This is a genomic window from Hahella chejuensis KCTC 2396 (genome assembly GCF_000012985.1).
Lineage (GTDB): Bacteria > Pseudomonadota > Gammaproteobacteria > Pseudomonadales > Oleiphilaceae > Hahella > Hahella chejuensis.
This window is the reverse complement of sequence record NC_007645.1, coordinates 5830095-5843297: the sequence shown is the minus strand read 5'-3', so window position 1 is coordinate 5843297 and position 13203 is coordinate 5830095. Positions and strand designations below refer to the sequence as shown.

The window sequence follows — 13203 nt, the reverse complement described above, 5'->3', positions numbered from 1 at the left end:
CTAAAAAGTGGTTGAGGGAGATCTAGCCCAAACACTTAGTCATGTGTCTAATATTTGCGAGTAAATCTAAAGCCCCCGACGGCGGGCTCCGCCGCCGAAGGCTGTGATAGCTTACAGAGGACGGCGCTGCAGGCCTTCTTCTTCCAGCTCAAGCGCGCTGTCTTTGCTGATGGACAGGCTTCTCAGCATGAGGGGCGGATCTTGCGGCGCTACGCCAGTCCAATCCTCCAGCATGGAGTATGCTCTGCTCTTATCACGCTCGTTCAAGGTCAGAATATCGGAACCGTGATTGCCGCCTTTCACCATAAAGGTGCGGGTGCCGCGACGGTTGGAGTCAGGGATAAAGAACGCAGCCGCTGTCCAGGGGTCGATATCGCCGTAGACCATGATGACGTTTGTACTTTTCATCGCAGCGAAACCGGCAATGTCCCACATGGCTCTGTGGTCGAAGGGTTGGGTCGGCCATTCGCTAACGTAGGCGCTGTAGTCATTCGGATCGTACATCAACAGGTTGCGCAGATGGCTGGTGAGCAGGCGTGGGTAGCCCAACTGGGTGATCGCCTGATAGAAATAGGCTTCATACTGCTCCAGACCGGAATCGGTGACGAAGGTTAACGGTCCCCAAGCCAGCATGAAATCGAACAGCTCCTGATCGCTGGCGTCTTTGGCGGGAATATCTTTGCAATTCTCCAGGTCCCCGTACTGATAGAACTGGAAGTACAACTCGCCGATAGTCAGGTCCAGTACGCGGTCCAGACCGCCTTCCAGATTGAACTCCAGGCCGTTTTCAGCCGCGTAAGTCTGGATGTACGCCTTCATGGTTTCTCTGCGCTTCAACACCTCACGCTGATAACGCTTGAGCGTCTCGCGACAGGCGCGCGGTCCCACTTCTTCCTGGAAGGTCACGTAGCGAGGGTCAAGACGACCAAAGCTCTGCGGCGCCACGTTGGCGACGGTGCCGTCTACGTCATTGGGGAAGAAACGGCGATGGTACATCGCGGTCATACCGCCTTTGCTGGCGCCGCGGGAAATCCACTTGCCGCTATAGAACGGACGGATCGCCTGCACGATGCGGTGGTGATCAGTCGCTGCCTGCTTGATCGTCAGATATTGCCAATCCAACGGATCGGGCCTGGACTCTGCAAAGTAACGGTGCTCGATTTTCAGCTGACTGGCGTTGAGCACTTTGGTGAGGTTGTATCGATAGGTGCTGACGGAGATGTTATAGCCGTTTGTGGCCAGCACCATCGGCGCTTCTGCAGACTTGTGCAACAACACCATACGTTGCTTGAAAGTCCCCATAGCGGGGTTATCGTGATCGACCGGCTGCTCGTAGCGAATCAGAATGTAACGATAGCCGTCAGGTGGGTTATCCAGTTCCTCCGCCTCCATTCCCTGCACCCCATTGAGGTATTCCAGAATGTCTTGAGCAGGAGCCTGTTCGGCATAGCCTGCGCTGGACAGAAAGAGGGAGAGAATAAACGCGAAAAATAACGAATAAGGTGGTTTTTTAAGCATATCCATTGTCGCCTTGAAAAATGAGTTCCTTTTCCAGGCATGGCGTCGGCTGTTATTAAACCTGCTCCGAAGCGGTTCATAACGAGCAATGCGCCCGCTACTGCTACAAGAGCGGTTAACTTATTATTCTTAAGATAAGAATCCTCAGCTGATCCGTGCCCGGGATTTATTATTGAGAGTAGGGTCCTTGGTTGTCTGGGTAGCCATGCTCCTTTAGCTGCGCGATAGGAACGCCATTATAGCCATGAAAAACGACGGATTTAAACGAGTAAGTCTGTAAGCGGCCGCATACTGATGGGGCTCGTTCAGGATGAGCAGGTCAGACAGATGGCGCCCGCCCAGTCTGGCGGCGCTTCTGCGTAACGCTCTGCGCCGGGTTGCGCGTTAAAAGGATTTTTTACGATTTTAAGCAGGTTTTGCACCGGCAGGTAGTCTCCCTGATGCGCTTCCCGGATAGCCTCTTCGAGCATGTAGTTGCGCAGAATATATTCTGGATTCACCTGGAGCATGGCCTGTGTTCTATCTGCGAGCGTCACGTCTGAAGAGTCTACATGCTTGCAGAATCTGGCTTTCCACTCTGAGAAGCCGCGACTGTCGCAACTCAAGTCGGACATAAAAGACAGACTGCTTTCATTACCGTCATAGCGGCTCAATGCGCGCATAAAACGGTTCATGTCCGTGTTGTTTGCGGCGAACAGCGTAAGTAAGTCGTCTATTAGTTGGCGCAGACTGCCATCCGCTCCTTGCTGAGTCAAACCAAGACGCTGCGACATCTTCCCATAAAAAGCGGCGCTGTACAGGTCGGCGAAATCATCGAGAGATCGCTTCAGGTCGTCCAGAGGAATAAGCGGTAGTAACGCCTGGGCGAGTGCGGACAGATTCCACAGCGCAATGCCGGGCTGTTGCTTGAAGGCGTAACGCCCGGCGGTATCGTTTTTGTTGCTGATGAAATTAGGGTCGTAGCTGTCGAGGAAGGTGAAAGGGCCGTAATCAAAGGTTTCGCCAATGATCGACATGTTGTCCGTATTCATCACCCCATGCACGAAACCATAGCTCTGCCATTGCGCGACCAAATCGGCAGTGCGGTTACGGACTTCATTGAACATGGCAAGGTAGGGATTGTCCGCTTCTTGCAACTGGGGGAAATAACGCTCAATACAATAATCCGCCAGCAGTTTGAGGTCATCATGCTGGCCCAGGTAATAAAAATGCTCAAAATGACCAAAGCGAATATGGCAGGGGGTGACACGCAACACCATGGCGCAGGGCTCCATGCCGTTGCGCATGGTGTACTCCTCGCTACCCACCAGACACAAAGCGCTGGTGCTGGATACGCCAAGGCTGTTCATGGCTGCGCTGACCAAATATTCCCGAATACTGGAGCGCAAGACGGCGCGACCGTCGCCAAAGCGAGAGTATGCGGTGCGTCCAGCGCCTTTCAGATGCAGGTCCAAACGGCGGTTATCCGCAGTCACAACCTCGCCCAACAGTAGTCCACGACCGTCTCCCAGATCCGGGTTGTAGTGCCCGAACTGATGTCCTGCATATTTCATTGCGATGGACTCGCCGGTTTCGAGCGCGCCGCCGCCACCGCAATAGCGCGCCAACTCTTCAGGATCAAGTTGGCTCCGGTTCAGTCCGAGCGCTTCCGCCACGTCTCCGTTAAAGCTGATCAGATGCGCGTCTTCCAGCGGTGTCTGCGCCACTTTTTGATAAAAATGGGTGGGCAGGCGAGCGTAGCTGTTATCGAAAGAAAGCGCATTGAGAGAATTCGCGGAGGAGGACATAGATAAGCTCAGAATGAAGTGAAACGGGTAGCGCTTACCTTAACATAACCATTCCCTGCACGCGCTTACCCGGAAAAATCATCTAAGTAAATTTTACTTCGTAAAATTAACGGAGGCGCCTTTTTGTGCTAACGGATTATGCTGGCGTTGAAAGTAAACGTAGCGTCAAGCCTCGCAGGGTGCGCAGGCGAGCACTGCGCCTGTGCAATACCTCCCTGTACGCTTTTCTCTGCGTACTTTCACAACATACCGATATCAAAAAATGGATTACATAATATGAAAAAAGGAATCATGGCGGCGCTGACTGCGGCGGCATTTTTTTCTGGCGGCGCAACGGCGGATAATGCTCTCTTAACCACCCAACCTAACCTCATTAATGAGGATATTGAAATTTATGACTTCGCATACGGCGGCTCTGGATGCCCATCCGGCTCCGCCAGCGCGGTAATGTCTCCTGACTACTCCAAAATCAGTATGTTCTTTGATCAATATACTGCAGACTCCACCACCACGGACTCAGGACGCGTACGCAAGAGTTGTAACCTGGGCGTCGCCGTTCGCGTGCCTCATGGTTTAACCGTGGCGCTGGTGGCGCTGGACTATCGCGGATACGTGGACAATGCGCCTGGCGCCTATGCATCATTACAGGCTAACTACTTCTTTGCCGGCGAGTCCGTTGGGTCGCGCTTGAACAAAGAGTGGATAGACCCGGAAAACCCTATCGTGGAGGATTTCCTGGTCGAAGATAACTTCCGCATTGGCTCTATTTCCTGGTCGCCCTGCGGGGAAGACGCGATTATTCGCGCGAATACCAGTATTAAAGCCTATAAAGCGGCGGATGGCGGAAAAGCGGAAATCCAACTGGATACCGTCGACGCCTCTTCTAAGATCGAGTATCAATTACAGTGGGATACTTGTCAGCAGCCTTGAGGACGCCTGCGGAACATAACGCTGAATAAGCGCGGTTTCAGGTAAGTGAAGATCAGAGACTGATAGATCCGCCCGAGACGAAACCTGCAGGAGCAGACTTTCGCCCCGGGCGGTCTTGCCTATGGCTCATCAGAATGAACGTGACGGCCAGTGCGACGGCTAGTACGGGATTTTATGGGGACAGTAACGGACGTTAGGGGAAAAGCTTGTAACCGCTTTTCCTTCTGGCGCGAAATATTTTTCTCAACTCTTCCTTGAGGTGATCTGGATTATTGCAGTAAATGGGTTTACAGCTTCCGTTGCGCGCATCCAGTTTGCCGGACACGCACAGAATCTCCAGGCGGCCGAACAGGTCCCGTTGAATGCTGGCCCGGTAAAATCGACGTTGTTTCGGGTGTTCCCATCGAATCATCTTAAATACTCTAAAGTCGGTTATATTCGGCGGATTTGTATCGGCGACATTCGCCGGATGTGCATAATTTTTCCCTTTACGCATCATCGGCGGCGCTCCGATATCCGGCTGATCTGAGCCTGACGTCGCTTGCGGACATGGCTCATCAACGCAACTGAGGAGCGTTCCCAACAGGGTCCTGTCTCTGGACCATGAAAAGGGCTGCGGAGTTTATCTAAACCGGGGCGAAAAAGACACCCTCTCAGAACTTAAACCGCTTAATTTTTATTTGCTTCGGTTGATTTATAAACAGTCTGTCACTCTCTTCAGCACAGGGACAATAGCTCAATACCAATAGCCATGCCAATACCGTTTTGGCCGATTGGCGCGACGCGTTAACAAGTCCTGTGGACAGACCTCTGAGCTGGAAATTGCCAGACCTTCATCCGGACTTTGCTGCATCAGATCAAGCAGACGTTGGATTCTTTTTTCGGTCGGCGGATGCGTTCTGAACAGAGAGGGCTGGGACTCACCCCGACCGGGGGCGAAGATGCGCTCCATCCAGCTGCCCTGCCGCTCTTCAATCGCATGCAAAGCGGAGGCAAGGCCAGCAGGGTCTCCGGTCAATTGAGCCGCCGTAGCGTCAGCCAAGTACTCACGAGTGCGCGACAGGCCCAATTGCAGCATCCTCTCTCCCTCCAATTGTAAAGGCGTTCAGGACATTACTGGGCGCAATATAAACCGTGGGCGTATTTGACAACTCCGCGCGCTCACTTAGAGCCTGAATCAATTGATACAGTCCTGGAGCCTGAGAAGGAGGCAGATATTGCGCTTTGTAGGCGCGAATCAGCATGTCCGGGGCCAGCCTCGGCGTAATTAATAATGAAGCTATAACGACACCCGCCAGAGCATAGGCGGCCAGGTTCCCGAAAAACCAGCTCGCCAACATCCAGGCCAGAAAACTCATACCGCCAAGAATCAGCGCAGAGTGAACGGCATTGGATATCTGATGCCGTTTAATCCGCCAACTGTCGACAGAAAGCACTGCAACGCCACCTTATTTATAGAGAATCGCCACTTAACGAAAAAGTCTTTTCTATATATCAGGTCGCCAAGGCGGAATGAAAAGCCCCTGGTTGGAAAGCGAACGGTGAACAGTAGAATAAAGCGCAACATAAATGGGGACTGGAAAAGCGCTCTTGAAATCGGGTAAAGTACGCCCCATATTACGATCATCGGGGACGACTTGGTTTCGACGCCGGTTACAAACCCTGAGGTGCATGTCGAGTGGGCAGTAACACTCGTACTCCAATTACTGTAAAAAATAGTCGCAAACGACGAAACTTACGCTCTAGCAGCCTAAGGGCTCTAGCACTCATGCCAAGGTGCTTGTACCGCGGTTTTTATGAGTGTCACCCATAACAAGCTAGCCTGTGCAGCTGCTCCAGTTGTACACGCGAAACATCAGGAGATCGCCTTTTACACCCTGCCCTTCGGGTCGTAACGGGTTAACTGAATAGAGGGTCCTAAGCATGTAGAGCCAATGGCAGAGGACTGGCGGACGCGGGTTCAATTCCCGCCGTCTCCACCAAATTTGAAAGGCCAACCTTCTCGGGTTGGCCTTTTTTATTGCCTGCTCCTGCGTACTGTCGCGGGCTCCTGCGGGTTCTCGCGGACTTGGTGGCTCATCCCAAAACCGGGTGTTTGCCCCTGTTTCGCTCTCTCCTGGCCATTTCTCTCTCCTCCCTCGCTCTCCGCTAACCTTGAAGTCCGCGACTTTCCAAAATTACTTTTCCTTTGTAAACAGCTAGTTACATGGCGGACTAATCGAGAGGTTTGATTACAGCACTGGATGGCGATTCAAACTCTAAAAACCTACGCCACAGTTTAGCTGGGATTCAAAAGAGTACACATCTCATACCAGCTATAGTAAAGAGCGAACCTGGTTATGTTAAAAATGACTTGGTAGAATCGGCTTTCAATTTCCTATGCAAAAAAGAGACAGTAAATTCCCATGCCAACTTTTGTAGACCTATTTTGCGGAGGAGGATTTGGAGCTCGCGGTGCAGTACGTGGCGGTGGCAAACCCCTTCTTGGAATTGATGCGTGGGATTTGGCCGTCCAAACCTATCAAGCAAACTTTCCAACTGCTGAAGTCATACACAGCAAAATAGAAGATACAGACCCCATCCTCTTGGCTAAAAAATTTAAGCCAGATGTTCTTCTGACATCGCCTGAATGCACTTCCCACTCCATTGCTAGAGGCGCTCGTCCAGGAAACGAAAGTAGCAAAGAAACAGCAATAGGCATTATTCCCTGGATTGAGGCAATGCTCCCTCGCTGGGTTATCGTGGAAAATGTTAATCGAATGAAAAAATGGGGAAGACATAACGAGCTAATTTCATCGATCAAGTCACTGAATTATGAGGTGAGTGATTTGCTGCTCAACTCAGCTACATTTGGCTCGGGCCAAGCAAGAAAGCGAATGTTCCTAATATGCAATTTAGAGGGTATTTCCTTATCTGAGGCCGACTTACTAACTGGAATGACACCACAGTATAAGTGTGCAGCGGACATAATTGATTGGAACGCAGAGTATAAATCTGCGCCGCTGCATAAACCTAGCCGAGCAAAAGCAACATTAGAGAGGGCTGAACGTGCAATTCAGGCTCTAGGACGCAACGTCCCATTCATCATTGTCTACTACGGAAGTGACTATGCTGGGGGATGGCAGTCGTTGGCAGCGCCTCTTCGCACAATAACAACATTAGATCGCTTTGGGCTGGTAACTTGGCATGACGATGTTCCTTATTTAAGGATGCTTCAGCCTGACGAACTTAAACACGCCATGGGCGCGGGAAAAGAGCATTCTCTGCCTGTTGGAAACCGCAGAGAGAAAGTTAAACTATGTGGAAACGGAGTCTGCGCTGAAGTAATGGAAGCCATTTTCAGGACGATTGCCCGCACCGACGCAAAGAAATCTGAGCAGGCTGCTTGAGCTAAAAAGCCAGATTGGCTCCTAGATTATCCCGCCTGCTTTCTTAACGCCGCCAATATTCTGCTAACACAACACTCTAGATCTGACTTCACTTCGTGCTCCCATAGTCTTACCACTAGCCACCCGTTATCCACTAATATTCTATTCACAGCCTTATCTCTGCACATGTTCCTCCGAAGCTTCTCTTTCCAGAAAGCCTGATTGTTTTGGGGGGTACGATAGTGTTCTGGGCACCCATGCCAGAAGCAGCCATCAACAAAAACAGCAACTTTTGGGCCTGAAAAAATCAAATCTGGCCGACCAGTAATTTTTCCCTGTAAACGGTATCTGAGGCCAATGGACCATAGAGCCTTTCTGAGTAACAGCTCAGGCTTTGTGTTTTTTCCCCTGATTTTAGACATGCATAATTTTCTTTGTTCAGGGGTCAACACATCAGTTTTAGCATCCATCATCAGCCATCCATAACCTCCCACAAAGATTTTCCTTAAGTCTTATCCTATATCGACTGGCTCTTTTGACATCAAAATCAGTGAAAGAGTAGCAGCCAATTAACTTTAGAGCTCGGCCCCCTAATATCGGGTCCCTCCAGAGTTTCTCCTGACTTTATTGAACCCAACAAAATATATTTGCTAATATCCTGCTCATCCAATCACCGTATCAGTTTTCAGGGACATGAGCATTGTAACAGGGATTTTTCAGACGATTTATAAACACCTTCCGCTCTATTCAGAAGAGGGGGGAGAGTTCACATCAGTTAGTCGCTCTAAGCTTGTAGAAGTATTGATTCTAGAAAATCACGTGTCCAGTGATATAGCTGAGGCACATCTTCTTGTTCTTGAACGGATACTTCGTATATCAAGGTTAATTAGCGAAGATCAGCTTGAAAATGGAAGGTGGCAATTCGTTTCGTTTCCTGCCTCCCTATTTGCTCGTTCGCTGTTAATATCCCTCTCTGATCCAGACCAATACTACTTTGAAAAAGCCTTTTGGCAAGGTCATGAACAACACTCACCTTACACTGAGAAGCAGCGTACTCTATTAAGAACGCTAGAGCTCCAGCGTTGTCGTCACCATTTCACTGGAAAAGCTCAGCCGACCCGTTTTGTTCACGTAGCTTGGGGTATTATCCATATCGCTGGAAAAATATTGCTTCGGGCCAGGGAAGATAAGAAGCGCAGCGGGTTAAAAAACTATGTATTGATTGGCGGGAGAATGACTCAAGAGGACTTAAGGCAAGCAAGCATCCCCAATCCGCTGGAAGCTCTTCAGAGCCCTTTCGCTGCGGATTATCCTGAAGCATTCAAATTTGCACTTAAGAGGGAGATATACGAAGAAACAGGGCTAACTGCAGACGAACATTATGACTTTAAGCTTCTTCGTTCAGTTGCTCCCTACAGAGAAGTTGAAGGGGCTGGAGCAAATCATTCTTTCACGAATTACCAAATCAAAATATTTCAACTTCAGCTAACAACTGAAGGCTTCTTCAAGCTGATCGAATCGCTGTCACATTATCAAGAGTTAGTATGGTTCGAGCAGCAGGAACTCATCAACGCCAAGACAACCGATGGAAAAATGGCGTATATAGATGCATTAGTTAGTGATTTTTCGTGTATCTCTGATTGGCAAGAATTCATAGGCAGTATCCCTGTTTCCTACCAGGAAGAGACTTGGGGAGACGACGAAATTGGAAGCCTTACATTACCAGCAGTCTATGGCGAAAGTCTATTAAGTGGTAGGCCCGGTAAAGAGCGAACTCAATCAATTTCTCTAACCGGTAGAGAAATTGAAATCCTAGTTTTTCTCGCATCACTAAGTAAGAATTTTAAGACTACGTCAGACCAAGCAGCAATCAAAGTGGCTAGTATTGGCGGAGGCTGGGCTCAGATATGCACCCCCTCCCTTTCTCAAGAGTTTGGGAACTTGGCTAACAAGCTGAGTGGCTCGACCTTTCCAATCATAGAAGCCCACGACGAGTGCTACTTTCGATTGAAGATTAACCCTAGTTTATTATTTATTTCCCCATCTCTTTTTGTTCTTAGAGTTGACTCAACCAAATCTACTTTATCGTTAGAAAGGAAAGAGTTTATTGGCAGTTTTTTTAGAGTTCCAAGCGAAAGCGTCGAGTTAAATGCTGGAGTAACTTTTAAACGAGCTGTTTTTACTATGGCTAAACAAGGCGAAGTTGACACTAGCTTTATAGAGTCAGTCCAAAGAATAGCACGAAGAGATATAAACCCAACCTGCCAAACCTTAGGGCTTAGAGGGTTAGTCCGGCTAGAGAGCAACCTTTTAAAGCTGGCAGTTGACACCCGGATTTTTCCCTAAAGAAAGATTGAGACTAAATTTGTCCGCCAATTGTCCGGATCAATTTGATTGCCAAGGTCGTAGGATGAGACAACAAAAGACACTACTGGTTTAGGAATGCAATATGATCCAGTTAAATGACCCCCGAAGCGATATCGTAATGCTTTTAGAAAAGGAGCTCGTCGGTCCCCTAGGCGGAGAGAAAGAAGTTCTTACCGACAAACCCCATAAAAGATACCTTATGGGAGTACTGTTTCCCAAGGCCGTAGAGCAGGATGAGGGCGATGAGGATGATTCCGAAACAATCGATCAAGTTGACAGTTCCATTGCCTTATCATCAGAGTTTAAGCCATCGTCAGTGGCAATATCATTTGCAACCAATGATATTGCTATTCTAAAGCTTAGAGTTTCGGCCGGGCGCTATACACAAACAGGTAATGAGTGGGAGCGGGAGCCACTTAGTACTAATCTTGTATTTGACTGCCAGAATCAACAGAACCAGACAATTACACTATTTGACGGCGCTGGTAGATTGTCCATTAGAAAACGAGAGTTAGGAAAGGGGTACATACTAACTATTGCGCTCTCTAATGAGGTAAATAGCGATAAGATACTTAATAGCAGAGATTGCCTATATCAACCCAAAATATACTGCGAGGCAGTTGAGGGGTGCTTTAAAGAGTACCCGTCTACAGACCGCTTTAAGTTTGATCCAGAGCAAGAAGAAATTGTGCTGCAATATAGTGAAAGGATTAACTGGGGAGTGGGCCATGGCTGCGCGATTGAGTGGGATCAAGCAGATAGCAGTCCTAACTGGATAAGCTCAACCTTTCTACCTTGCTGCGAGGTGTTTGGGTTTGGCACCGATATAGACTTCAAAAAATACCCTGAAATACCGGAAAAAATATTCAGCCTACAATGGATATCTAGCAATAAAACCTCTTCCGTTGAATTAACGGACGGACTAAAAACACTAATAAATGCTTACAGAAGCTGGATTTCACATCAAAATAAAACAAAAGTTCCAAAGCATTTAGAAAGAGCAAAAGAGAGAATCATAAATAGACTTCATGATTCACTAACCCGTATGTATTCTGGTATTGAAGTGCTATCAAATAATAAGAATGCACATACCGCTTTCCGGCTTGCGAACGTAACAATGCTACGGCAAATGGTTCACAGCAGTGAAGACTTCGGGGGAGTCGTAAGAGGAAGAAATAGCAAAACTTTTTCCACACCAGATTATATGGATTCAAAGTACGAATCCAAAAGATGGCGCCCATTCCAGCTGGCATTTCAGCTCTTAGTGATTGAGTCGCTCGCATACAACTCTGTGGGTGATATACCTGAATCACGTGACATTGTTGACTTACTATGGTTTCCAACAGGCGGAGGAAAAACAGAAGCGTACTTAAGTATAGCTGCTTGGGAGATAATCTACCGTCGTCTTGAAGAGGGGCCAAAAGGTGGAGGCACGGCTGTAATTAAAAGATACACCTTAAGATTGCTTACTTCTCAGCAGTTTCAAAGAGCAGGGACGATGATTTGTGCACTAGAAACAATTAGAAGAGAAAATGTGCAGCTACTCGGGAATGAAGTTATATCACTTGGATTGTGGGTGGGACAAGACAGTACTCCAAATTGTTTTTCCACGGGGGATAACGATAGACCAGGAGCCAAAGAAAAGTATGAGCTAATGCTTGACGAGCCCAAGCCAGAGAATCCGTTCCAATTGCACAGTTGCCCCTGGTGCGGAACATCTATTGTCCCACACACCAAGTCTTCAGACGCTCATGACTATGGTGTTAATGCAACAGTTCAAAGCTTTTCATTTTTCTGCCCCACGGATTCATGCGAATTTCACGAACGACTTCCGATCCAAATAGTTGACGAAGCACTATATAAAGCTCCTCCAACACTGCTGATTGGAACGGTTGATAAGTTTGCTCGTCTACCCTGGCTTCAAGAAACAAGCGTATTCTTTGGTTCTTCTCCTAATGGCCGACAATCTTTCTGTCCCCCCAGTCTAATTATTCAGGATGAACTACATCTGATTTCGGGTCCTTTAGGGACCATCGCAGGACTTTATGAGGCTGCGATAGACTCAATTATCAGGAGTCTAGGCGGACGCGCTAAAGTCATAGCCGCAACTGCTACTATTCGCGCAGCGAACCAACAGGTTAAATGTTTGTTTGGGCGTACGGTACAGGTATTTCCCTCTCCAGGCTTAAATGACTCGGACTCTTTCTTTTCAAGTGAGGACAGAAATACACCTGGAAGATTGTACATCGGCGTCATGCCATCAGGGCATACGGGGCAAACTGCTTTAATCCAGACCTCTGCGGCCTTATTACAAGCCCCAATAACAACGGGGCAACATGGCCAATGTCGCGATACTTGGTGGACCCTTCCTATTTACCATAATAGTCGCCGGGAGCTGGGTAAAACCATGACTCTAGCAAGGGATGACATTCCCGCTCGTATAAAAGTAATCGCAGGAAACCATTCCCCCAGGCAGTGTGACACCATAGAAGAGCTTTCGGCTAATATAAAAGGGACTCGTATACCCGAGGTGCTAGAAAAGTTAAAAATACAAGCAGATAAAAAACATGCCATAGACATACTCCCCTGCACAAATATGATCTCAGTGGGCGTTGATATTGGTCGTCTTGGCATAATGCTTATCAATGGGCAGCCCAAGACCACAGCTGAGTATATTCAAGCATCCAGCCGGGTTGGACGGGACAAAACAAGACCCCCTGCAATTGTTGTAACGTTACTATCGCCATCAAAACCCCGAGATCGCTCTCACTACGAAACTTTTTCAACCTATCATCAGGCGCTGTATCGCTATGTAGAACCAACTAGCGTTACTCCGTGGGCTTTACCCGCACGTCAAAGAGCACTTCACGCAGCGCTAGTTTCTGTCATAAGAGCTTCAGAAAACATGGGGAGCAACGAAAGCGCTGGGAACTTCTCTTTAAAATCCCCTGAGATCCAGCGCCAAATCGAGTTGTTAAAGACAAGAATTACGGAGGCCATGAAGGGGCTTGAGAAAAGAGAAATTGATGAAGTAATGCATTACTTGGATGAATTAGCTTCGAGATGGGAGGAGAAAGCTGAGCAGGGATACGTTAATCGTTATGAGTCGCCGAGCAAACAATTCCATCCCCTCATTAAAGCTTTCAAAGCTCCAAAGAGAAATGGCCTATGGCCAACTCTAAACTCTATGAGAAATGTCGACACAGAAACTGAAATTGATCTTTGGAGTTAAA

Annotated in this window: 10 protein-coding genes and 1 other RNA gene; 5 read left to right on the top strand and 6 right to left on the bottom strand. The window is 48.3% G+C overall.

Annotation, left to right across the window (positions count from 1 at the left end):
- Positions 1–111: 111 nt before the first annotated feature.
- Positions 112–1518: a S28 family serine protease gene (locus tag HCH_RS25690; protein WP_238384932.1), complete on the bottom strand. Its 1407-nt coding sequence runs from the start codon at positions 1516–1518 to the stop codon at positions 112–114.
- A gap of 305 nt (positions 1519–1823) precedes the next feature.
- Positions 1824–3305, bottom strand: a complete 1482-nt coding sequence (locus HCH_RS25685) for a protein adenylyltransferase SelO (RefSeq protein ID WP_011399437.1) — start codon at positions 3303–3305, stop codon at positions 1824–1826.
- Positions 3306–3581: 276 nt separating this feature from the next.
- Between HCH_RS25685 and HCH_RS25680 the strand changes: the two genes are divergently transcribed.
- Positions 3582–4235, top strand: coding sequence for a DUF4360 domain-containing protein (locus tag HCH_RS25680; RefSeq protein WP_158304994.1), 654 nt, complete (start codon positions 3582–3584; stop codon positions 4233–4235).
- A gap of 193 nt (positions 4236–4428) precedes the next feature.
- Here HCH_RS25680 and HCH_RS25675 read toward each other — a convergent pair whose 3' ends face one another.
- The 3 genes from HCH_RS25675 to HCH_RS25665 all read right to left on the bottom strand — a co-directional run bounded on the left by HCH_RS25675 (position 4429) and on the right by HCH_RS25665 (position 5671).
- Positions 4429–4647 carry a WGR domain-containing protein gene (locus HCH_RS25675; protein ID WP_127968804.1) on the bottom strand — a complete coding sequence of 73 codons (219 nt, stop codon included), beginning with the start codon at positions 4645–4647 and terminating at the stop codon, positions 4429–4431.
- A gap of 324 nt (positions 4648–4971) precedes the next feature.
- Positions 4972–5313 carry a M48 family metalloprotease gene (locus tag HCH_RS25670; protein WP_041598934.1) on the bottom strand — a complete coding sequence of 114 codons (342 nt, stop codon included), beginning with the start codon at positions 5311–5313 and terminating at the stop codon, positions 4972–4974.
- Positions 5282–5671 (bottom strand): hypothetical protein, encoded by a 390-nt coding sequence (locus tag HCH_RS25665; RefSeq protein WP_041598933.1) that lies wholly within the window; start codon positions 5669–5671, stop codon positions 5282–5284. Before HCH_RS25665 ends, HCH_RS25670 begins: the two co-directional genes overlap by 32 nt.
- A 192-nt stretch (positions 5672–5863) precedes the next feature.
- On the opposite strand from HCH_RS25665, the gene ssrA reads away from it, so the two are divergent.
- Positions 5864–6217, top strand: a transfer-messenger RNA (tmRNA) gene (gene ssrA / locus HCH_RS33315).
- A gap of 423 nt (positions 6218–6640) precedes the next feature.
- Positions 6641–7624 carry a DNA cytosine methyltransferase gene (locus tag HCH_RS25660; protein WP_011399433.1) on the top strand — a complete coding sequence of 328 codons (984 nt, stop codon included), beginning with the start codon at positions 6641–6643 and terminating at the stop codon, positions 7622–7624.
- 26 nt (positions 7625–7650) lie between these two features.
- Here the strand turns inward: HCH_RS25660 and HCH_RS35265 are convergent, their stop codons facing one another.
- Positions 7651–8073, bottom strand: coding sequence for a very short patch repair endonuclease (locus HCH_RS35265; RefSeq protein WP_011399432.1), 423 nt, complete (start codon positions 8071–8073; stop codon positions 7651–7653).
- A 223-nt stretch (positions 8074–8296) separates the two neighbouring features.
- Between HCH_RS35265 and HCH_RS25650 the strand changes: the two genes are divergently transcribed.
- Together HCH_RS25650 and HCH_RS25645 are read left to right on the top strand one after the other, a co-directional pair.
- Positions 8297–9949, top strand: coding sequence for a hypothetical protein (locus tag HCH_RS25650; RefSeq protein ID WP_041598932.1), 1653 nt, complete (start codon positions 8297–8299; stop codon positions 9947–9949).
- A 103-nt stretch (positions 9950–10052) separates the two neighbouring features.
- Positions 10053–13202 (top strand): helicase-related protein, encoded by a 3150-nt coding sequence (locus HCH_RS25645; protein ID WP_011399429.1) that lies wholly within the window; start codon positions 10053–10055, stop codon positions 13200–13202.
- Position 13203 lies beyond the last annotated feature (1 nt).

What these genes read in the sequence shown, in the direction of transcription:
- HCH_RS25690 (WP_238384932.1), bottom strand. Translation starts at nt 1,518, where the DNA reads ATGCTTAAAAAACCACCTTATTCGTTATTTTTCGCGTTTATTCTCTCC.
- HCH_RS25685 (WP_011399437.1), bottom strand. Translation starts at nt 3,305, where the DNA reads ATGTCCTCCTCCGCGAATTCTCTCAATGCGCTTTCTTTCGATAACAGC.
- HCH_RS25680 (WP_158304994.1), top strand. Translation starts at nt 3,582, where the DNA reads ATGAAAAAAGGAATCATGGCGGCGCTGACTGCGGCGGCATTTTTTTCT.
- HCH_RS25675 (WP_127968804.1), bottom strand. Translation starts at nt 4,647, where the DNA reads ATGATTCGATGGGAACACCCGAAACAACGTCGATTTTACCGGGCCAGC.
- HCH_RS25670 (WP_041598934.1), bottom strand. Translation starts at nt 5,313, where the DNA reads ATGCTGCAATTGGGCCTGTCGCGCACTCGTGAGTACTTGGCTGACGCT.
- HCH_RS25660 (WP_011399433.1), top strand. Translation starts at nt 6,641, where the DNA reads ATGCCAACTTTTGTAGACCTATTTTGCGGAGGAGGATTTGGAGCTCGC.
- HCH_RS35265 (WP_011399432.1), bottom strand. Translation starts at nt 8,073, where the DNA reads ATGGATGCTAAAACTGATGTGTTGACCCCTGAACAAAGAAAATTATGC.
- HCH_RS25650 (WP_041598932.1), top strand. Translation starts at nt 8,297, where the DNA reads ATGAGCATTGTAACAGGGATTTTTCAGACGATTTATAAACACCTTCCG.
- HCH_RS25645 (WP_011399429.1), top strand. Translation starts at nt 10,053, where the DNA reads ATGATCCAGTTAAATGACCCCCGAAGCGATATCGTAATGCTTTTAGAA.